The following is a 20,337-nucleotide window of genomic DNA, read 5'->3' as shown; positions in this document are numbered from 1 at the left end:
GGCCGGAGCCGGAAACCGGCGCGTGAGGGTCCCGCCCACGGGGCGTGGCTGATACTGGAGGGGTTATGGAATACGTCATCCTTGCTGTAGTCATCGCCGTGGTCGTGCTCGGCGCGATCAGCGGGCTCGTCGTCAGCGGCCGCAAGAAGAAGCAGCTGCCGCCGCCCCCGCCGGCCACCCCCCAGCCCTCCGTCACCGCGCCCCCCGCCGAACCGCACGTCGGCGAGGAGGCCGAAGCCCCCAGCGACGAAGAACGTCGCACCGTCGAGGACGTCACGCTGCCCACCGCCGAGGCCCCCGCGGCCGAGGCACCGGCCGCCGAGCCCGAGGCGCCCGCCGCGCCCGCCGTCGAGGTCCCCGAGCCCACCGCCGGCCGGCTGGTCCGGCTGCGCGCCCGGCTCTCCCGCTCGCAGAACACCCTCGGCAAGGGCCTGCTCAACCTGCTCTCCCGCGAGCACCTCGACGAGGACACCTGGGAGGAGATCGAGGACACCCTCCTCACCGCCGACGTCGGCGTCGCCCCCACCCAGGAGCTCGTCGAGCGGCTGCGCGAGCGGGTCAAGGTGCTCGGCACCCGCACCCCCGACGACCTGCGCGAACTCCTCCGCGAGGAACTGCTCACGCTGATCGGCCCGGACCTCGACCGGACCGTCCACACCGCCAACGGCATCGGCAACGGCGGCGACGAGATCCCCGGCGTCGTGATGGTCGTCGGCGTCAACGGCACCGGCAAGACCACCACCACGGGCAAGCTCGCCCGCGTCCTGGTCGCCGACGGCAAGTCCGTCGTCCTCGGCGCCGCCGACACCTTCCGCGCCGCCGCCGCCGACCAGCTGCAGACCTGGGGCGAGCGGGTCGGCGCCCGTACGGTCCGCGGGCCCGAGGGCGGCGACCCCGCGTCGATCGCCTTCGACGCGGTCAAGGAGGGCATCGCCGAGGCCGCCGACGTCGTCCTGATCGACACCGCCGGCCGGCTGCACACCAAGACCGGCCTGATGGACGAGCTCGGCAAGGTCAAGCGGGTCGTCGAGAAGCACGGCCCGGTCGGCGAGGTGCTGCTCGTCCTGGACGCCACCACCGGCCAGAACGGCCTGGTCCAGGCCCGGGTCTTCGCCGAGGTCGTGGACATCACCGGCGTCGTCCTCACCAAGCTCGACGGCACGGCCAAGGGCGGCATCATCATCGCCGTCCAGCGCGAGCTCGGCGTCCCGGTCAAGCTGGTCGGCCTGGGCGAGGGCGCGGACGACCTGGCGCCGTTCGAGCCGAAGGCGTTCGTGGATGCGCTTATCGGCGACTAGCGCGCCCGTCCGCGCGGACCTCGCAGCGCCCCGGAACGCGGGCCCGGCTCCACGGCCGGCCGCACCGGGGCGCTCCGCATGTCCGGTCCGCACCGGACGCCGGTACGCGCCGGCCGCCGCGGCTCAGCCGTACAGCGGCGCGCGGTGGCACACATAGGCCAGCGTGCCCAGCACCAGCCGGGCCTGCGGGGGCCGGCCCGCGGTCTCCAGGGCCGGCGGGCGCAGCCAGCGCATCGGGCCCCGCCCGCCGTGGTCGGACGGCGGCGCGGTGACATGGGTCCCGGGGCCGAGCGCCCGCAGATCGAGCGCGGCGTCGTCCCAGCCCGTCCGGTAGAGCAGATCGGGCAGCTCGGCGGCCGCACCCGGGGCGACGAAGAACAGCGCCCGGCCGGTCGGGGTCAGCGCGACCGGGCCGAGCGGCAGCCCCATCCGCTCCAGCCGCGCCAGCGCGTGGCGGCCCGCGGCCTCCGGCACGTCGAGCACGTCGAAGGACCGGCCCACCGGCAGCAGGACCGCGGCCCCGGGGTCTCCGCCCAGGCCGCCGCGGCCTTCTCCAGCGTCGCCCCGGCCGCCAGCTCCCCGGCGAACTCCAGCGGATGGGCACCGGGCGCGGGGCAGTCGCGGGCGCCGCACGAACAGTCCGGACGGCCGCCGGCGGCGCGGGCCGCCCGGGCGCCGGGGACGACGTCCCAGCCCCACAGCCCGGTGTACTCCGCCACCGCCGTGATCTCGGTCGAGCGGGCGCGGCGCCGGGAGGCGGAACGCATCTCCCGGATGCCGCCGATCGTGAAGCCCATACCCCCTCCAACGGGTGGTGCCTGGCAGTGGTTACGAGTCGGTGGGTTGACGACGGGCGCCCTTCACGCTCCGTCCACGGCCCGCGGGGCCGGTGGTGTGCCGGGGTGCGCCGGGTGGTGCGGAGTGCCGCGGGAGCCGCTGCGTGCTTCGTTCCGCCCGGACGTGCTCGACCTGTGTCAAGTCAATCGCGAGAGCAGCGCCCGGAGTTCATTCGAAGGGGTGGCGAATGGTGGCGTTTCCGCGATCGCCCTCGCGGGGGGCGTGATCGTAGGATTACTTTCAGTGCTTGAACCCCGAAGAGGCATCGTTCGCACGGGTATGCCGGTGGCAACGCACCGGTCGAGCACAGGCCAAAAGGTGTGGCCGGAATCGGTGATCGGGTAGATGTACCCCGGACAGGCGTCGCAACGGGCCGCCGCCTGCGGGCGGTTCGCATGACGGCACCAGGCACCACGCAACGCACCAAGCACGCACCAGGCACCAAGCAGTAATCGGGATGGGGGCTTCCAGTGGGCGGCAACGGCGGCACGGGCGGCACCGACGCCGTCAAGAAGCCCAACGCGCAGTTGGGTTCGTGGTTCATGCGCAGCGGCTGGTCCAAGGGCGAGCTCGCCCGCCAGGTCAACCGCCGCGCACGGCAGATGGGCGCCCACCACATCAGCACCGACACCTCCCGGGTGCGCCGGTGGCTCGACGGCGAGCAGCCGCGCGAGCCCATCCCCCGGATCCTGTCCGAGCTGTTCTCCGAGCGCTTCGGCTGCGTCGTCGGCATCGAGGAGCTGGGCCTGCGCTCCGCGCACCAGTCCCCGTCCGTCTCCGGTGTGGACCTGCCCTGGGCCGGCACCCAGACGGTCAACCTCATCAGCGAGTTCTCCCGCAGCGACCTGATGCTCGCCCGCCGCGGCTTCCTCGGCACCTCGCTCATGCTCGCCGCCGGCCCCAGCCTCATCGAGCCGATGCAGCGCTGGCTGGTGCCGGTCCCGGCCTCCCCGGGCGCCGCCGACCCGCAGACCGACCGCGCCAGGCGCCCGGTCCGGCTCTCCAAGCCCGAGCTGGACCTGCTGGAGTCGACGACCGCGATGTTCCGCCAGTGGGACGCCCAGTGCGGCGGCGGACTGCGGCGCAAGGCCGTCGTCGGCCAGCTCCACGAGGTCACCGACCTCCTCCAGGAGACGCATCCGGAGCCGGTCACCAAGCGGCTCTTCAAGGTCGCCGCCGAGCTCGCCGAGCTGGCCGGCTGGATGAGCTACGACATCGGGCTGCAGCCGACCGCGCAGAAGTACTTCGTGCTGGCGCTGCACGCCGCCAAGGAGGCCGGCGACCGTCCGCTGGGGTCGTACATCCTCTCCAGCATGAGCCGCCAGATGATCCACCTCGGTCGGCCCGACGACGCCCTGGAGCTCATCCACCTCGCCCAGTACGGCAGCCGGGAGACCGCCACCCCGCGCACCCAGGCCATGTTGTATGCGATGGAGGCCCGCGCCTACGCCGGGATGGGGCAGCCGAGCAAGGTCAAGCGGGCCGTGCGGATGGCCGAGGACACCTTCTCCGACGTCACGCCCGGCGAGCCCGAGCCGGACTGGATCCGGTTCTTCTCCGAGGCCGAGCTGAACGCCGAGAACGCCCACTCCTACCGCGACCTGGCCTACGTCGCCGGCCGCAGCCCCACGTACGCCTCGCTCGCCGAGCCCGTCATGGAGCGGGCGGTGGAGCTGTTCGGCAAGGACCCCGAGCACCAGCGGTCGTACGCGCTCAATCTCATCGGGATGGCGACCGTGCGGCTGCTGCAGAAGGAGCCGGTGGCCTGCGCGGAGATGGCGCAGAAGGCCATCCCGTTCGCCCGGCAGGTCCGCTCGGAGCGGGTCAACACCCGGCTGCGGAAGACCGTGGACACCGCCGCCCGGGAATTCGGTGGGGTCGCCGAGGTCATCCGGCTCAGCGACGACCTCGCCCGCTCCCTCCCGGAAACCGCGGCGGCCGGCTGACCGGCCCCGCCCCCGGAACGCCGGCCGCGGCTGCCGCCCCGTACACCCCGACTCGGCTCCCCCCTGCCAGGTCACGCGGCGGCGGACCGCGGCCGGTCTGCCTTTGCGCCGTGACCGGCGCAGCTCCCGCGGAGGGGATTGCCCGTGGTGGGGGCCGCTCGGGGGAGGGGTGTGGGCGTGGCGTGTTTCTTGCGGCTGAACGGGTGAATGTGGGGCCGATCGCGGAGTTCACCGGGGCGTAACACTGCGGCGGTCTTCGTCACTGCGGTGAAACACCGGCAAGGTTTGGCCGAAACCACCCTGCGACAACCTCATCGCGAAGTCGGCCCACCAGAAACACGCCCGCACGGGCCGCATCGACGACGAGGAGACGCCGATGCCCCCAGGCATCCTGACGATCGCGGCAGACAAAGTGACACTGAGCCCGGCCAACACCGGGTTCATGCTGGTCTGCTCCGCACTGGTGATGATCATGACCCCGGGCTCGCCTTCTTCTACGGCGGCATGGTCCGGGTCAAGAGCGTGCTCAACATGCTGATGATGAGTTTCATCAGCCTGGGCATCGTCACGATCCTGTGGGTCCTGTACGGCTTCGGCCTCGCCTTCGGCAACGACGCCGGCGGTTTCCTCGGCTGGAACGGCTCGTTCGCCGGCCTCAGCGGCATCGGCCTGACCCAGCTGTGGGGGCCACCACCATCCCGATCTACGTCTTCGCGGTCTTCCAGCTGATGTTCGCGATCATCACGCCCGCGCTGATCAGCGGTGCGCTCGCGGACCGGGTGAAGTTCACCGCCTGGGCGCTGTTCATCGCCCTGTGGGTCACCCTCGTCTACTTCCCCGTCGCCCACTGGGTCTGGGCCGACGGCGGCTGGCTGTTCAACCTCGGCGTGATCGACTTCGCCGGCGGCACGGCCGTCCACATCAACGCCGGTGCCGCGGCGCTCGGCGTCATCCTCGTGGTCGGCAAGCGGATCGGCTTCAAGAAGGACCCGATGCGGCCGCACAGCCTGCCGCTGGTGATGCTCGGCGCGGGCCTGCTGTGGTTCGGCTGGTTCGGCTTCAACGCCGGCTCCTGGCTCGGCAACGACGACGGCGTCGGCGCGGTCGCCTTCGTCAACACCCAGGTCGCCACCGCCGCCGCGATGCTCGGCTGGCTCGCGTACGAAAAGCTCCGGCACGGCTCCTTCACGACCCTCGGCGCGGCCTCCGGCGCGGTCGCCGGCCTGGTCGCCATCACCCCGGCCTGCGGCTGCGTCAGCCCGCTCGGTGCCATCGCGGTCGGCGTGATCGCGGGTGTGCTGTGCGCGATGGCCGTCAACCTGAAGTACAAGTTCGGCTACGACGACTCCCTCGACGTGATCGGCGTCCACCTCGTCGGCGGCGTCGCCGGCTCCCTGCTGATCGGCCTGTTCGCCACCGGCGGGGTGCAGAGCAAGGCGAAGGGCCTGTTCTACGGCGGCGGCTTCGAACAGCTCGGCAAGCAGACCGTCGGAGTGGTCTGCGTACTCCTCTACTCCCTCGTGGTCAGCTACGTCCTTGCCAAGGTCATCGACCTGGTGATGGGCTTCCGGGTCAGCGAGGACGAGGAGATCTCCGGTATCGACCAGGCCGCGCACGCGGAGACCGCGTACGACTTCACCGGCGCGGGCGGCGGTACCGCGGCCCGCAAGGGACCGGCACTCGGCGAGGCCCTGACGAAGAAGGTGGACGCGTGAAGCTCATCACGGCAGTAATCAAGCCGCACCGGCTGGACGAGGTGAAGAACGCCCTGCAGGCCTTCGGGGTGCACGGGCTGACCGTCACCGAGGCCAGCGGCTACGGCCGGCAGCGCGGGCACACGGAGGTGTACCGCGGCGCCGAGTACACCGTCGACCTGGTGCCCAAGATCCGGATCGAGGTGCTCGTCGAGGACGCGGACGCCGAGGAACTCGTCGACATCGTCGTCAAGGCGGCCCGCACCGGGAAGATCGGCGACGGCAAGGTGTGGAGCGTCCCGGTCGACGACGCGGTGCGCGTCCGCACCGGCGAGCGGGGGCCGGACGCGCTCTGACGCACCCGGGACGGACGGCCGTCCGCCGCCCGTGCGGCGGACGGCCGCCCGCCCGGCCGCGGCCCGGACCGGGCATGCGGGCGGGCCGGGAACGCGCAGGGCGGCGGCCAGGGCGTACGGCGGGGGCCACGGGGCAGGCGGGGGACAACACGACCAAGGAGCGCGGGAGTTGACCGACAGCGTCGAGGACACGGCAGGAACGCCAGCGGCAGCCGGCCGGAACGAGGGGCCCGCGGACGGCGGCGGCTACCCCGCGGCCCGGGTACGGCTCCTCCAGGACGAGAAGACCACCGGACCCGACCGCCGCGCCGCGCTCGCCCGGCTCACCGACGAGTGGCTGGCCGGCCTGCTGAACCGGCACGCCAGCGCCGCCGGCCTGTCCGGCACCGCACTGGTCGCGATCGGCGGCTACGGCCGCGGCGAACTCTCCCCCCGCAGCGACCTCGACCTCCTCCTGCTCCACGACGGACGCGCCGACCCGCGCGCCCTGGCCGCCCTCGCCGACCGGCTCTGGTACCCGGTCTGGGACCTGGGCATGGACCTCGACCACTCCGTCCGCACCCCCGCCGAGGCCCGCCGGGCCGCCCGCGACGACCTCAAGGTGCAGCTGGGCCTGCTCGACGCCCGCCACCTGGCCGGCGACCCGGAACTGAGCACCCGGCTGCGCTCCACGGCGTACGCCGACTGGCGCGAGAGCGCCCCCAAGCGGCTGCCGGAGCTGCACGCCCTGTGCCAGGAGCGCGCCGAGCGCCAGGGCGAACTGCAGTACCTCCTCGAACCGGACCTCAAGGAGGCCAGGGGCGGGCTGCGCGACGCCACCGCGCTCCGGGCGGTCGCCGCCTCCTGGCTCGCCGACGCACCCCGCGGCGGCCTGGAAGCCGCCCGCACCCTCCTCCTCGACACCCGCGACGCGCTGCACCTCACCACCGGGCGCGCCACCGACCGGCTCTCCCTCCAGGAACAGGACCAGGTCGCCGCCGCCCTCGGTGTGCTCGACGCGGACGCCCTGCTCCGCCAGACCTACGAAGCCGCCCGCACCATCTCCTACGCCGCCGACGTCACCTGGCGCGAGGTCGGCCGGGTGCTGCGCGCCCGCGCCGTCAAACCCGTCCTGCGCGGCCTGCTGACCGGCCGCACCGCCGCCAAGGGGGAGCGCTCACCGCTCGCCGAGGGCGTCGTCGAACTCGACGGGGAAGCGGTGCTGGCCCGCACCGCCCGGCCCGAACGGGACCCGGTGCTGGTCCTGCGCGCCGCGGCCGCCGCCGCCCAGGCCGGACTGCCGCTGGCCACCGCCGCGATCCGCCGCTGCGCGAGCGCCCTCGCCACCCGGCCGCTGCCCGAGCCCTGGCCCGCCGAGGCGCTGGAACAGCTGGTCACGCTGCTCGGCGCGGGCGCGCCCACGGTGCCCGTATGGGAGGCGCTGGAGGCCGAGGGCGTCATCCCCCGGCTGCTGCCCGACTGGGAGCGGGTCCGCTGCCGCCCGCAGCGCAACCCCGTCCACACCTGGACCGTCGACCGCCACCTGGTCGAGACCGCCGTACGGGCCGCCGCGCTCACCCGCCGGGTGCACCGCCCCGACCTGCTGCTGGTCGCCGCGCTGCTGCACGACATCGGCAAGGGCTGGCCCGGCGACCACTCGGTGGCCGGCGAGACCATCGCCCGCGACATGGCCGCCCGGCTCGGCTTCGACGCCCGCGACACCACGGTGATCGCCACCCTCGTCCGCCACCACCTGCTGCTCGTCGAGACCGCCACCCGGCGCGACCTCGACGACCCGGAGACCGTCGGCGCGGTCGCCGACGCGGTCGGCACCACCCGCACCCTGGAACTCCTGCACGCCCTCACCGAGGCCGACGCGCTGGCCACCGGGCCCGCCGCCTGGAGCGCCTGGCGCGGCGGACTCGTCGCCGACCTGGTCAAACGGGTCGCGGCACGGCTCGCCGGGGAACCCGAGGCGGAACAGCGCGGTGCCGACGGGCCGACCGCGGAACAGGAACGGCTGGCCATGGAGGCCGGACGCACCGGCGGCCCGGTCCTCGCGCTGCGCACCCGCGCCGAGGCCCCCGCCGAGCACGCGCCCGAAACGGACGGCCGGGAACCGGTCGGCGTCGAGCTGCTGATCGCCGTCCCCGACCAGCCGGGCGTGCTGCCCGCCGCCGCCGGGGTGCTGGCCCTGCACCGGCTCGCCGTGCGCGCCGCCGACCTGCAGCTCCTGGACCCGATCGGCGACGGCCCGGTGCTGCTGCTCAGCTGGCGGGTGGCCGCCGAATACGGCTCGCTGCCCGAGGCCGACCGGCTCCGCGCCGACCTGGTCCGCGCCCTGGACGGCTCTCTCGACGTCCCGGGCCGGCTCGCCGAACGCGAACGTGCCTACGCCCGCCGCGCCCGCGCCGTACACGCCCCGCCACCACGGGTCACCGTCGCCACCGGCAGCTCCCGCACCGCCACCGTCATCGAGGTCCGCGCCCACGACGCCCACGGCCTGCTGCACCGCATCGGCCGCGCCCTGGAAACCGCCCGGGTGGCCGTCCGCAGCGCCCACATCAGCACCCTGGGCGCGGACGCGGTCGACGCCTTCTACGTCACCAGCACCGACGGCGCGCCCCTGACCGACGCGGCGGCCCACGAGGTCGCGGCGGCGGTGGAGGCGGCGCTGCAGTAGCCGTACGGGCCCGTACGGGGGAGCGGGCGGGCCCGGCCGCCCCGGAACGGGGCGGTAAACAGGGCAGGAACGGTTCGCTTGCCGAGCCCGATACCCTAGAAGCCGACTGACTGCACCCCGCCCCCGACCCCGAGGATCGACGACCGCCGTGTTCGATACGCTTTCCGACCGCTTGGCGAGTACTTTCAAAAACCTCCGGGGCAAGGGACGCCTGAGCGAGGCGGACATCGACGCCACGGCGCGCGAGATCCGCATCGCGCTGCTCGAGGCGGACGTCGCCCTCCCCGTCGTCCGGGCCTTCATCAAGCAGATCAAGGAGCGCGCCCTCGGCTCCGAGGTCTCCCAGGCCCTGAACCCGGCCCAGCAGGTCATCAAGATCGTCAACGAGGAGCTCGTCGGCATCCTCGGCGGCGAGACCCGCCGGCTCCGCTTCGCCAAGCAGCCGCCGACCGTGATCATGCTCGCCGGTCTGCAGGGTGCCGGTAAGACCACCCTCGCCGGAAAGCTCGGCCGCTGGCTCAAGGGACAGGGCCACGCCCCGCTGCTGGTCGCCTGTGACCTCCAGCGCCCCAACGCCGTCAACCAGCTCCAGGTCGTCTCCGAGCGCGCCGGCGTCGCCTTCTACGGCCCCGAGCCGGGCAACGGCGTCGGCGACCCGGTCCAGGTCGCCAAGGACTCGATCGAGTACGCGCGGACCAAGCAGCACGACGTCGTGATCGTCGACACCGCCGGCCGCCTCGGCATCGACGCCGAGATGATGCAGCAGGCCGCCGACATCCGCGACGCGGTCGGCCCGGACGAGGTCCTCTTCGTCGTCGACGCGATGATCGGCCAGGACGCGGTCAACACCGCCGAGGCGTTCCGCGACGGCGTCGGCTTCGACGGCGTGGTGCTCTCCAAGCTGGACGGCGACGCCCGCGGTGGTGCCGCGCTCTCCATCGCGCACGTCACCGGCAAGCAGATCATGTTCGCCTCCAACGGCGAGAAGCTGGACGACTTCGACGCGTTCCACCCGGACCGCATGGCGTCCCGCATCCTCGGCATGGGCGACATGCTCAGCCTGATCGAGAAGGCCGAGCAGACCTTCAGCCAGCAAGAGGCCGAGAAGATGGCGGCCAAGCTGGCGAAGGGCCCCAAGGAGTTCACGCTCGACGACTTCCTGGCCCAGATGGAGCAGGTCCGCAAGATGGGCTCCATCTCCAAGCTGCTCGGCATGCTGCCGGGCATGGGCCAGATGAAGGACCAGATCAACAACCTCGACGAGCGCGAGGTCGACCGCACCGCCGCCGTCATCAAGTCCATGACGCCGGCCGAGCGCCAGGACCCGACGATCATCAACGGCTCCCGCCGTGCCCGTATCGCCCGCGGTTCCGGCGTCGACGTCAGCACGGTCAAGAACCTGGTCGAGCGGTTCTTCGACGCCCGCAAGATGATGTCGAAGATGGCCCAGGGCGGCATGCCCGGGATGCCGGGCATGCCGGGGATGCCCGGCATGGGGGCGGCGCTCGGAAGAAGAAGCAGGTCAAGCAGGCCAAGGGCAAGCGCAAGAGCGGCAACCCGATGAAGCGCAAGGCCGACGAGCAGGCCGCGGCCGCCCGCCGCGAGGCCGCCCAGGCCGGCAATCCGCTCGGTCTGCCGCAGGCCGACCAGGACCCGAAGAACTTCGAACTCCCCGAGGAATTCAAGAAGTTCATGGGCTGACCGGCCCTCGGCACCCCGCCGTACGCACCGCGAGCCCCCGGCCACACCTCGTGGCCGGGGGCTCGCGGTGCATCGACCGCGGTCCCGGGCGCCGGCTACCGCGTCCGCGCGATCAGATAGCGGAAGACGTTCGGCATCCACACCGTCCCGTCCGGACGCTGATGCGGATGCAGCGCCTCCGCGAGCTCCTTCTCCACCTGGCGCTGCTCGGCCACCCGCAGCGCCGCGTCGAACACGCCCGTCGACAGCAGCCCGCGCACCGCGCTCGTCAGGTCCGCGTACCCGAACGGGCAGGCCACCCGGCCCGAACCGTCCGGCCGCAGCCCGGCCCGCTCCGCCAGCTCCTCCAGATCGTCCCGGCCGCTGGGCTGCCACCTCGCGGGACCGGCCGCCCGGTCACCGCCCGCCTCGGCCAGCCGCTGCGCCACCCGCAGCACCCCGGCCGTGGCGCACCGCTCCACCGGCCCCCAGCCGCCCAGCACCACCGCGCTGCCGCGCTCCGCGAGCCCCGACGCCGCGGTCAGCGACGCCGCCAGCCCCTCGACGGTGCTCACACACCCCACCGGATGGAAGGCGGTGACCACGTTGAACGCGGTGTCCCCGGACGCCGCCGCCTCCAGGCCGCCGCTGACCACCTGGGTGTGCTCCGGCAGGCCGTCCGGCGTGAGCCGCTCGCGCGCCAGCTCCAGCCGCGACTCGTCCGCGTCCACCCCGCTGACCTGCGCCCCACGGGCCGCCGCCAGCAGCAGCGCCAGACCGGAACCGCAGCCGAGCCCCAGCAGCCGGGTGCCCGGCCCGATGCCCAGCCGGTCGTACGCGGCTTCGTAGAGGGGTACCAGCATCCCTTCCTGGATCTCGGCCCAGTCACGGGCGCGCGCCCGTGACCCGGCCGGTAGGGGCGGGCCCTCACAGCGCAGGGATGCAGAGTCCGGAAGCTGGTGCCGTACGAGCGTGGGTGACATCGATAGCGCCCCTATTCGCCGAGAACCGAACCTGTGCCGTACCGATCGCCCCCGTCATCACGCGTGGTGCGCCCCCGCAACCCAGACAACTGCGCATCCGTCCGGGCGTCCAGGGGGTGCGCCGGGGTTGTCTCCCGCGCGCCCCCGTATGCGCCGGGGCCGCTCCCTGAAGCGCCGTTCCAGGGTGCCCCGGCCGGCGCCGTTCCGCCACGCCAGCGTTCCCGGCGGGGTCGCCTCCGCACCTCCGCGCGCCCTCGCGGGGCGCCCGCGCGCGGCCCTACGGTGGGGCGCGGGCCGGTGCGGGGACGCACAGGTAGGCCCCGTACCATCGCCGCGGCGCTCTCCGCGGCGGCCGGCCGTCGTTACGCCGTGCGGCGTACCCGGATGCGCCCGGAGACGGACCGCGGGCAGTCCGCGGGCACCTTCGGTGCATACGCGGGGGTACGTCCCGGCTTGCGGCCCGATGGGCGGCTTCTGCGTAGATCGGCGTAGGCGCCCTCACGCACGGCGCATGCCCGGAAACTGACTGGTACGTGCAAATTATTTGGGATGGCCCGGAATCGGAACACTGGGCGTCCCTGGCTCGTTGTTACGACGTGAGCACGACACCGCCTGTTCTCGCCGCCGAGCTGGCGCTCGCGTGGGCCGACATTCAACGGCACCACCCCGAGCTGCCGGACCTGGCCGCGCCCGAGTCCCTGATCGGAGAGTCCTCGTCCGCCTGCGGCGCCGAACTCTCCTTCGAACGGCTGCTCCATGAGGCAGTCCACGGCATCGCCGCCGCCCGCGGCGTCCGCGACACCTCCCGGGCAGGCCGCTACCACAACCGCCGATTCCTGGCGATCGCCGAGGAACTGGGCCTGGACCACGCCGACGAGCCGCACCCCAGCAGCGGCTTCTCGCTGGTCACGCTCAACCCCGAAGCCAGACGGCGGTACCGCCCGACCATCGAACGGCTCGGCAGAGCCCTCAAGGCGCATTCGGCCGCGACCGCCACCGACACCGCCCGCAGCTTCCGGGGCCCGGCCGCCCGGCACGGCTCCTCCGGAGGCGGCGTCCGCGTCAAGGCCGTCTGCGACTGCGGGCGCAACGTCCGGGTCGTTCCGTCCGTCCTCGCACAGGCGCCGATCGTCTGCGGCGGCTGCGGCAAGCCCTTCCGGATCCCCGAGGTGGCCGCGGTCGGCTGACCCAACCGCGTGTGGCACAATGGCTAGCTGTACTCGACAGTCGCACAGGACCCCTCTCTCCTCCGGCTGACGCGTCCATCGGGCATTCGGGTACCGCAACCCCACGCGGCAGCTCGCCGTGCCCAACCACGTCAAATCCAGGAGAACCCACTCCCGTGGCAGTCAAGATCAAGCTGAAGCGTCTGGGCAAGATCCGTTCGCCTCACTACCGCATCGTCGTTGCCGACTCCCGTACCCGCCGTGACGGCCGGGCCATCGAGGAGATCGGCCTGTACCACCCGGTGCAGAACCCCTCGCGCATCGAGGTCGACTCCGACCGTGCGCAGTACTGGCTGAGCGTCGGCGCCCAGCCGACCGAGCCGGTTCTCGCCATCCTGAAGAAGACCGGCGACTGGCAGAAGTTCAAGGGCGAGCCCGCCCCGGCGCCGCTGCTGGTGGCCGAGCCGAAGGCCGACAAGCGCGCCCTCTTCGAGGCCGCCGCCAAGGCTTCCGGTGACGAGCCGAAGGGTGAGGCCATCACCCCGAAGGCGAAGAAGACTGACAAGAAGGCGGACGAGGCTGCGGCCGAGTCCACCTCCGAGTCCTCCGAGGCCTGAGCATGCTCGAGGAAGCCCTCGAGCACCTCGTCAAGGGCATCGTCGACAACCCCGATGACGTGCAGGTAGCCTCGCGCACCCTGCGTCGCGGCGGGTGCTGGAGGTCCGGGTCCACCCCGACGACCTCGGCAAGGTGATCGGCCGCAACGGCCGCACCGCCCGCGCGCTGCGGACCGTCGTCGGCGCCATCGGCGGCCGCGGCATCCGCGTCGACCTCGTCGACGTGGACCAGGTCCGCTGACACGTTGAACACCGGCTCGGGCCGGGGAGGGCTTCGGCCCGCCCCGGCCCGTAGTCGTCGTCAAGGGAGAAACAAGCGTGCAGTTGGTAGTGGCGCGGATCGGCCGCGCCCACGGCATCAAGGGTGAGGTCACCGTCGAGGTGCGCACCGACGAGCCGGAGCTCAGGCTCGCGCCCGGCGCCGTCCTGGCCACCGACCCGTCCTCCGTGGGACCGCTGACCATCGCGACCGGCCGGGTCCACAGCGGCCGGCTGCTGCTGCGCTTCGAAGGCGTCACCGACCGCACCGCCGCCGAGGCGCTGCGCAACACCCTCCTGATCGCCGAGGTCGACCCCGACGAGGTCCCCGAGGACCCGGAGGAGTTCTACGACCACCAGCTGATCGACCTCGACGTGGTCACCCGCGACGGCACCACCGTGGGCCGGATCTCCGAGATCTCCCACCTGCCCTACCAGGACCTGCTGGTCGTCGAACGCCCCGACGGCAGCGAGGTCCTGATCCCGTTCGTCGCCGAGATCGTCCCGGAGATCGACCTGGAGGAGCAGCGGGCCGTCATCGAACCGCCGGCCGGCCTCCTCGACGACAGCCAGGCGGAGATCGCGACCGGCCGCGAGGACAGCTGATGCGGCTCGACGTCGTCACGATCTTCCCCGAATACCTCGAACCGCTGAACGTCTCCCTGGTCGGCAAGGCACGCGCCCGCGGCCAGCTCGACGTGCGGGTCCACGACCTGCGGCAGTGGACGCACGACAAGCACCACACCGTCGACGACACCCCCTACGGCGGCGGGCCCGGCATGGTCATGAAGCCCGAACCGTGGGGCGAGGCGCTGGACGCCGTCCTGGCCTCCGGCGAGGGCGCGCCGGTCATCGTCGTCCCCACCCCCAGCGGTGTGCCGTTCACCCAGCAGCTCGCCGTGGAACTCTCCACCAAGCCCTGGCTGGTCTTCACCCCCGCCCGCTATGAAGGCATCGACCGCCGCGTCATCGAGGAATACGGCGACCGCGTCGACGTCCGCGAGGTGTCCATCGGCGACTACGTCCTGGCCGGCGGCGAGGCCCCGGTCCTGGTCATGGTCGAGGCGGTGGCCCGGCTGCTCCCCGGCGTCCTCGGCAACGCCGCCTCCCACCAGGACGACTCCTTCGCCCCCGGCCCGATGGCCGACCTCCTGGAGGGGCCCGTCTACACCAAGCCCCCCGAGTGGCGCGACCGTACGATCCCCGAGGTGCTGCTCAGCGGCCACCACGGCAAGATCGCCCGCTGGCGCCGGGACCAGGCGTTCCGCCGAACCGTCCGCAACCGCCCCGATCTGATCGAGCGCGCGGACCCCGCCGCGTTCGACAAACACGACCGCGCGATCCTCGCCGCCCTGGGCTGGGCGCCCGGGGAGGACGGCCGATTTGGGCGGACGACCGAGGCCGTGGAAGAATAGGCCGCTGTTGTGTGCGTCCGGCGCGCGCCCCTGCCACAGGGGGAACGACGCCCGCCCGACGGAACAGCATCCGAAGCATCCTTTATCGATATTCCGTTGATGACCTGTGGCATCAGCGAAGAAAGCAGTGGGTCATGCACCTTCTCGACTCCGTCGACTCCGCGTCGCTGCGCAGCGACATCCCGGCCTTCCGCCCGGGTGACACGATCAACGTCCACGTCCGCGTCATCGAGGGCAACCGCTCCCGTGTGCAGCAGTTCAAGGGCGTCGTCATCCGCCGCCAGGGCTCGGGCGTCCGCGAGACCTTCACGGTCCGCAAGGTCAGCTTCTCCGTCGGCGTCGAGCGCACCTTCCCGGTGCACACCCCGATCGTCGAGAAGATCGAGGTCGTGACCCGCGGTGACGTCCGTCGCGCCAAGCTGTACTACCTCCGCGAGCTGCGCGGCAAGGCCGCCAAGATCAAGGAGAAGCGCGAGAGCTGAGCCGCGCGGCCCCGGAGCGCGAATTTTTGCGCCCCGGCAACGCAAAGCCCCTCTCGCGCCGGGTGTCCGGATCCGGCCGGATAGGCTCAGGGCCCGATGGACACCGACGCACATCTCACGGAGCGCGACCCTCTCCCACCCCCGACGCGGGGCGGAGCAGGGGTCGCGCTCCGCGCGTTTCACCGCCCGCCTCGCCGGGCTGCGCCACCGGCCGGTCACCCTGCTCGCGCTCTGCCTGGCCTTCGTCCTGCTGCTGAGTTCCTTCGTCGCGCAACCGTTCCTGATCCCCAGCTCGTCCATGGAGAACACCCTCCAGATCGGGGATCGAGTGCTGGTCAACAAGCTGGCGTACCGTTTCGGCAGCGAGCCCGCGCGGGGCGACGTGGTGGTGTTCGACGGCATCGGGTCGTTCGTTCACAGGGAGCAGGGGGAGAATCCCGTCACGGGTCTGCTGCGCGGCGCCGGAGCGGCGCTGGGCCTGGCCCGCCCCGCCGACACCGACTACGTCAAGCGCGTGATCGGCATCGGCGGCGACCATGTGACCTGCTGCGACAAACGGGGGCAGATCGAAGTGAACGGTGAGCCCGTCGACGAGGGCTATCTCCACCCGGGGGACGCGCCGTCCTCGGTGGAGTTCGACATCGTGGTGCCGGAAGGGAAGCTCTGGGTCATGGGGGACCACCGCGCACGCTCCAGCGATTCCCGCGACCACCTCGGCGAACCGGGTGGTGGCACGGTGCCGGTCGACGAGGTCATCGGCCGGGCGGACCTGATCACCTGGCCGGTGAGCCGCTGGCGCACGATCGACACACCGGGCTCCTTCGCCCGGATACCGGCCCCGGCAGGCCCCCATGGGTAGCCGCGGACGTCCCCGGCACGGGCGCCAGGGCGGCAACGAGACCGGACGCGGCACCGGCGTCGCACCCGACGCGGGCAGCGGTGCGTACGGCGACCGGGACGGCGCGTACGGCGACACCGCGGCGCCCGGGGAGGCCCCGGCGGGCGGACGTGGCGGAGGTGCCACGCCGCGGCGCTCGGCGACCGGCGGGCGGGCCGAACGGCGCCGTCAGGCCAAGCGCATCAAGCGCCGCAGGCAGCGCTCGTACCTCAAGGAAATCCCCATCCTGGTGGGCGTGGCGCTGGCCATCGCCCTCGTACTGAAGACGTTCCTCGTCCAGGCCTTCGTCATCCCGTCCGGCTCCATGGAGCAGACGATCAGGATCGGCGACCGGTGCTGGTCGACAAGCTCACCCCCTGGTTCGGCTCCAAGCCGGAGCGCGGCGACGTCGTGGTCTTCAAGGACCCCGGAGGCTGGCTCAAGGGCGAGCAGCACCAGCCCACGGACGACGGAGGCGCCTTCCAGCCGGTCAAGGACGCCCTGACCTTCATCGGGCTGCTGCCGTCGGCCGACGAGCAGGACCTGATCAAGCGGGTCGTGGCGGTCGGCGGCGACACCGTCAAATGCTGTGACAAGCAGGGCCGGGTGACGGTCAACGGCAGCCCGCTCACCGAGCCGTACGTCCATCCGGGCAATCCGCCGTCCCAGATCAAGTTCACCGTCAACGTCCCCACCGGGCGGATCTTCGTGATGGGCGACCACCGTTCGGACTCCGCGGATTCGCGCTTCCACCTGGACGAGCCGTACCGTGGCACGGTCTCGGAGGACAACGTCGTGGGCCGGGCAGTGGTGATCGCCTGGCCGTTCAGCCACTGGCGGCGCCTGGAAGAACCGGACACGTTCGGGACGGTGCGCGACGCGCCGGGCGCCAAGGCGTCCGCGGCGGGCGTGCCGCATAGGCTGTCACCCGAGAGTTTGACCGTACTCCCGACCCCTGCGGAACTCCCGCTCGTTATGGGAGTGGTGGGCCTGCACCGGTTGACGGGTGGGCGAGTGCGTGGAGTAAGGAGCAGACGTGGGGGACTTGGCGGTCGGCGCGCGGTCCGGAACCGGAGAGCCCGAAGAGCCGGCACGACGCGGTGAGACCCCGCAGCCGGCGGCGAGTTCCGTGCCCCAGTCACCAACACAGTCACGAGCGGAGTCAGAGCCGTCCCGGCCGGAGTCACCGGCCGCCGCACGGACGCGGTCGCAGGGCCCGGTGGCCCTGGACAAGCCGGACGGTGCCGGCGCGCCGGACGGACCAGCGGGTGAGGAGACCGTCGGCAGCATGAAGAAGGGCAAGAAGCCGCGCGCCTTCTGGAAAGAGCTGCCGATTCTGATCGGGATCGCCCTGCTCCTCGCGCTGCTGATCAAGACGTTCCTGGTGCAGGCGTTCTCCATCCCGTCCGACTCGATGCAGGACACCCTGCAGCGCGGGGACCGGGTGCTGGTCGACAAGCTGACGCCCTGGTTCGGCGCGAAACCGCAGCGCGGTGAGGTCGTCGTCTTCCACGACCCGGGCGGCTGGCTGAACGAAACGCCGACCCCCGAGCCCAACCCCGTGCAGAAGGTCCTCAGCTTCATCGGGCTGATGCCCTCGGCCGAGGAGAAGGACCTGATCAAGCGGGTCATCGCGGTCGGCGGCGACACCGTCGAGTGCCACGGCAGCGGCCCCGTCAAGGTCAACGGCAAGGCGCTCAAGGAGAGCTCGTACATCTTCCCCGGCGCCACCCCGTGCGGTGACCGCGCCTTCGGCCCGATCCACGTCCCCAAGGGCCGTATCTGGGTGATGGGCGACCACCGCGACGACTCCCTCGACTCCCGCTACCACCAGAACCTCAAGGGCCGCGGCACGGTCTCCGAGGACGAGGTCGTCGGCCGCGCCTTCACCATCGCCTGGCCGGTCAACCGCTGGGCGACCCTGCCGGTCCCGGACACCTTCGACCAGCCCGGCCTCGACAAGGCCATGGCGGCGGCCCCGGCGGCCCTCGGGCTGGCCGGTGCGGTACCGCTGGTGCTGTGGCGGCGGCGGAGGCAGGCCGCGGGCCTGACCGTGGGGGCGGTCGGTGATGCCGGTGCGACCACGGGGGCAGGCCCGGAGGGCGGCCGAGAGTAGCGCGTGAAGTGTGGCCGGGTGGTGCCTGTGGGTGCCACCCGGTGGTGACTGCCCGGGCGAGTCCCGGGCAGTCGGCGTTTTGGGGGGTCTGGTGGGGGCTTCTGCGGGCTTCTCGTGCGCCGTATTGCCGGGGCTGGTGGGGGCTTCTCCCGGGACGGGGCCTCTGGGGTGGTTGGCTTGGTGGGGGTGGGAGCGTCCACGGAAACGGGATCATGGGCCCGGCCCCAGGTACTGACCGCGGGGCGTAACCCCAGGTAAGGTGCCGTCCCGGATCTTCGACGCGGGCCGGGCCTGCGGGGTGGGAGCGCTGGGATGAGCAGCAGTACGGAACGCAGGACCGACGGACACAGCCGGACGGCGGGCAGTGTGCTGTCCGGTCTCGCGGTGGCCGCCGGCTGTGTGCTGTTCCTCGGCGGCTTCGTATGGGCGGCCCTGACCTACCGCCCCTATACGGTGCCGACCGATTCGATGTCACCGACGATCGCGGCCGGGGCCCGGGTCATCGCCGAGAAGGTGGACGGCTCCGAGATACGCCGCGGCGACATCGTCGTCTTCAAGGACTCCACCTGGGGCGACCTGCCGATGGTCAAGCGCGTCGTCGGCGTCGGCGGCGACAAGGTCGCCTGCTGCACCAAGCAGGGTCGGCTGACCGTGAACGGCACCCCCATCGAGGAACCGTATCTGCAGGGCAGCGGCCCCGCCTCGCCCGTCGGCTTCAAGGCCAAGGTGCCCACCGGCCAGCTCTTCCTGCTCGGCGACCACCGCAGCGACTCCCTCGACTCCCGCGTCCACCTCACCGACGGCGACCACGGGTCGGTGCCGCGCGGCGCCGTCGCCGCCCGGGTCGACGCCCGCGCCTGGCCGCTCGGCAGCGTCGGCATGATGCAGCGCCCGGCCGCCTTCTCGGACCTCCCCGGCGGCACCTCCCAGCCGGGCCCCATCCAGCCCATCGCCCTCTCCGTGGTGGCCGGGGCGGTCCTCATCCTCGGCGGCGCGGCCTACGGCCCGATCGCCCGCCGCAAGGGACGCAAACGTGCCTGAGCGGCTGACCCCGGAACACGGGCCCAGGACGGAGGCCGAGCCGGCCGTCGCGGTGCGCCAGGTCTCCCGCGTCATCCTCCTCGACCCCGACGACCGGATCCTGCTCCTCCACGGCTTCGAACCGGACGACCCGACCGAAACCTGGTGGTTCACCCCTGGCGGCGGCCTGGAAGGCGAGGAGACCCGCGAGGAAGCCGCCCGCCGGGAACTCGCCGAGGAGACCGGCATCACCGACGTCGTCCTCGGCCCCGTCCTGTGGAAGCGGCGCTGCGCCTTCCCCTTCGACGGACGACGCTGGGAGCAGGACGAGTGGTACTACCTGGCGAGAACCGACCGGACTGCCACCCATACGGAAGGGCAGACGGCCCTGGAACGACGCAGCGTCTCGGGACTGAAGTGGTGGACTTCGGAGGAACTCTCCGCCTCGCATGAGACGGTGTACCCGACCAGACTCGCCGAGCTGCTGCGCACACTGCTCGACGAAGGGCCCCCGAGTGCGCCGGTGCTCCTGGAGACCGAGCGGGCCTGACGCACAATAGGGGGACGCACGGCTGAAGGGGATCTGCCATGAGCGCCGAGGACCTCGAAAAGTACGAGACCGAGATGGAGCTGAAGCTCTACCGGGAGTACCGCGACGTCGTCGGGCTGTTCAAATATGTGATCGAGACCGAGCGTCGCTTCTACCTCACCAATGACTACGAAATGCAGGTGCACTCCGTCCAGGGCGAGGTCTTCTTCGAGGTCTCGATGGCGGATGCCTGGGTTTGGGACATGTACCGGCCGGCTCGATTCGTCAAGCAGGTGCGCGTCCTCACATTCAAGGACGTGAACATCGAAGAGCTCAACAAGAGCGATCTGGAGCTTCCCGGCAGCTGATCGGCGCGCTCGACGCAGTCGACGACCGGTGCT

15 protein-coding genes and 6 pseudogenes are annotated in these 20,337 nt (G+C 72.3%); 18 read left to right on the top strand and 3 right to left on the bottom strand.

From position 1 onward, the window contains the following. Positions 1–65: 65 nt before the first annotated feature. Entirely contained in the window at positions 66–1,298 is a 1,233-nt protein-coding gene (gene ftsY / locus OJ254_RS01370; RefSeq protein WP_265360918.1) for a signal recognition particle-docking protein FtsY, read from the top strand. Positions 1,299–1,421: 123 nt separating this feature from the next. Here the strand turns inward: ftsY and OJ254_RS01365 are convergent. Continuing rightward, positions 1,422–2,095: pseudogene (locus OJ254_RS01365) on the bottom strand (bifunctional DNA primase/polymerase). Positions 2,096–2,605: 510 nt separating this feature from the next. Here OJ254_RS01365 and nsdA point away from each other — a divergent pair. Next, positions 2,606–4,081: a transcriptional repressor NsdA gene (gene nsdA, locus OJ254_RS01360; protein WP_265360917.1), complete on the top strand. Its 1,476-nt coding sequence runs from the start codon at positions 2,606–2,608 to the stop codon at positions 4,079–4,081. Positions 4,082–4,309: 228 nt separating this feature from the next. Here the strand turns inward: nsdA and OJ254_RS01355 are convergent, their stop codons facing one another. Continuing rightward, positions 4,310–4,555 (bottom strand): hypothetical protein, encoded by a 246-nt coding sequence (locus OJ254_RS01355; RefSeq protein WP_265365384.1) that lies wholly within the window; start codon positions 4,553–4,555, stop codon positions 4,310–4,312. Between OJ254_RS01355 and OJ254_RS01350 the strand changes: the two are divergent. From OJ254_RS01350 to ffh, 4 genes and pseudogenes are all read left to right on the top strand, one after another. Further along, positions 4,458–5,796: pseudogene (locus OJ254_RS01350) on the top strand (ammonium transporter). The gene OJ254_RS01355 and the pseudogene OJ254_RS01350 overlap by 98 nt on opposite strands. Further along, entirely contained in the window at positions 5,793–6,131 is a 339-nt protein-coding gene (locus tag OJ254_RS01345; protein ID WP_030415772.1) for a P-II family nitrogen regulator, read from the top strand. Before OJ254_RS01350 ends, OJ254_RS01345 begins: the two are co-directional and overlap by 4 nt. A 169-nt stretch (positions 6,132–6,300) precedes the next feature. Further along, positions 6,301–8,793, top strand: a complete 2,493-nt coding sequence (locus OJ254_RS01340; RefSeq protein ID WP_265360916.1) for a [protein-PII] uridylyltransferase — start codon at positions 6,301–6,303, stop codon at positions 8,791–8,793. Positions 8,794–8,941: 148 nt separating this feature from the next. After that, positions 8,942–10,494 (top strand): annotated as a pseudogene (gene ffh, locus OJ254_RS01335) (signal recognition particle protein). Between the two features lie 95 nt (positions 10,495–10,589). Here the strand turns inward: ffh and OJ254_RS01330 are convergent. Continuing rightward, complete coding sequence (locus OJ254_RS01330) at positions 10,590–11,456, bottom strand: methyltransferase domain-containing protein (protein ID WP_265360915.1); 867 nt, start codon at positions 11,454–11,456, stop codon at positions 10,590–10,592. A gap of 596 nt (positions 11,457–12,052) precedes the next feature. Here OJ254_RS01330 and OJ254_RS01325 point away from each other — a divergent pair. From OJ254_RS01325 to OJ254_RS01270, 12 genes and pseudogenes are all read left to right on the top strand, one after another. After that, positions 12,053–12,643 (top strand): hypothetical protein, encoded by a 591-nt coding sequence (locus OJ254_RS01325; RefSeq protein ID WP_030415776.1) that lies wholly within the window; start codon positions 12,053–12,055, stop codon positions 12,641–12,643. A gap of 155 nt (positions 12,644–12,798) precedes the next feature. After that, positions 12,799–13,239 (top strand): 30S ribosomal protein S16, encoded by a 441-nt coding sequence (gene rpsP / locus OJ254_RS01320; protein WP_261955447.1) that lies wholly within the window; start codon positions 12,799–12,801, stop codon positions 13,237–13,239. Positions 13,240–13,241: 2 nt separating this feature from the next. Beyond that, positions 13,242–13,480, top strand: a pseudogene (locus tag OJ254_RS01315) (RNA-binding protein). A 77-nt stretch (positions 13,481–13,557) separates the two neighbouring features. After that, positions 13,558–14,103, top strand: coding sequence for a ribosome maturation factor RimM (gene rimM / locus OJ254_RS01310; protein ID WP_265360914.1), 546 nt, complete (start codon positions 13,558–13,560; stop codon positions 14,101–14,103). Further along, positions 14,103–14,912, top strand: a complete 810-nt coding sequence (trmD, locus tag OJ254_RS01305) for a tRNA (guanosine(37)-N1)-methyltransferase TrmD (protein WP_265360913.1) — start codon at positions 14,103–14,105, stop codon at positions 14,910–14,912. Before rimM ends, trmD begins: the two co-directional genes overlap by 1 nt. 134 nt (positions 14,913–15,046) lie before the next feature. Continuing rightward, positions 15,047–15,394, top strand: coding sequence for a 50S ribosomal protein L19 (gene rplS / locus OJ254_RS01300; RefSeq protein WP_030415780.1), 348 nt, complete (start codon positions 15,047–15,049; stop codon positions 15,392–15,394). Between the two features lie 96 nt (positions 15,395–15,490). Continuing rightward, positions 15,491–16,253, top strand: a pseudogene (lepB, locus tag OJ254_RS01295) (signal peptidase I). Next, positions 16,246–17,375 (top strand): annotated as a pseudogene (gene lepB / locus OJ254_RS01290) (signal peptidase I). Before lepB (OJ254_RS01295) ends, lepB (OJ254_RS01290) begins: the two co-directional pseudogenes overlap by 8 nt. Beyond that, positions 17,317–18,387, top strand: a complete 1,071-nt coding sequence (gene lepB / locus OJ254_RS01285; RefSeq protein ID WP_423835992.1) for a signal peptidase I — start codon at positions 17,317–17,319, stop codon at positions 18,385–18,387. Before lepB (OJ254_RS01290) ends, lepB (OJ254_RS01285) begins: the two are co-directional and overlap by 59 nt. 312 nt (positions 18,388–18,699) lie before the next feature. Further along, positions 18,700–19,428, top strand: a complete 729-nt coding sequence (lepB, locus tag OJ254_RS01280) for a signal peptidase I (protein WP_265360912.1) — start codon at positions 18,700–18,702, stop codon at positions 19,426–19,428. Then, complete coding sequence (locus OJ254_RS01275; protein WP_423835799.1) at positions 19,421–19,957, top strand: NUDIX hydrolase; 537 nt, start codon at positions 19,421–19,423, stop codon at positions 19,955–19,957. Before lepB (OJ254_RS01280) ends, OJ254_RS01275 begins: the two co-directional genes overlap by 8 nt. 38 nt (positions 19,958–19,995) lie before the next feature. Continuing rightward, a complete protein-coding gene (locus OJ254_RS01270) occupies positions 19,996–20,304 on the top strand; it encodes a DUF2469 domain-containing protein (RefSeq protein ID WP_005311352.1) in 309 nt (102 codons plus the stop codon). Positions 20,305–20,337: the final 33 nt, after the last annotated feature.

The organism is Streptomyces endophytica, from assembly GCF_026153355.1.
GTDB classification, from domain to species: domain Bacteria; phylum Actinomycetota; class Actinomycetes; order Streptomycetales; family Streptomycetaceae; genus Streptomyces; species Streptomyces endophytica.
This window is presented reverse-complemented; position numbering and strand designations above follow the sequence as displayed.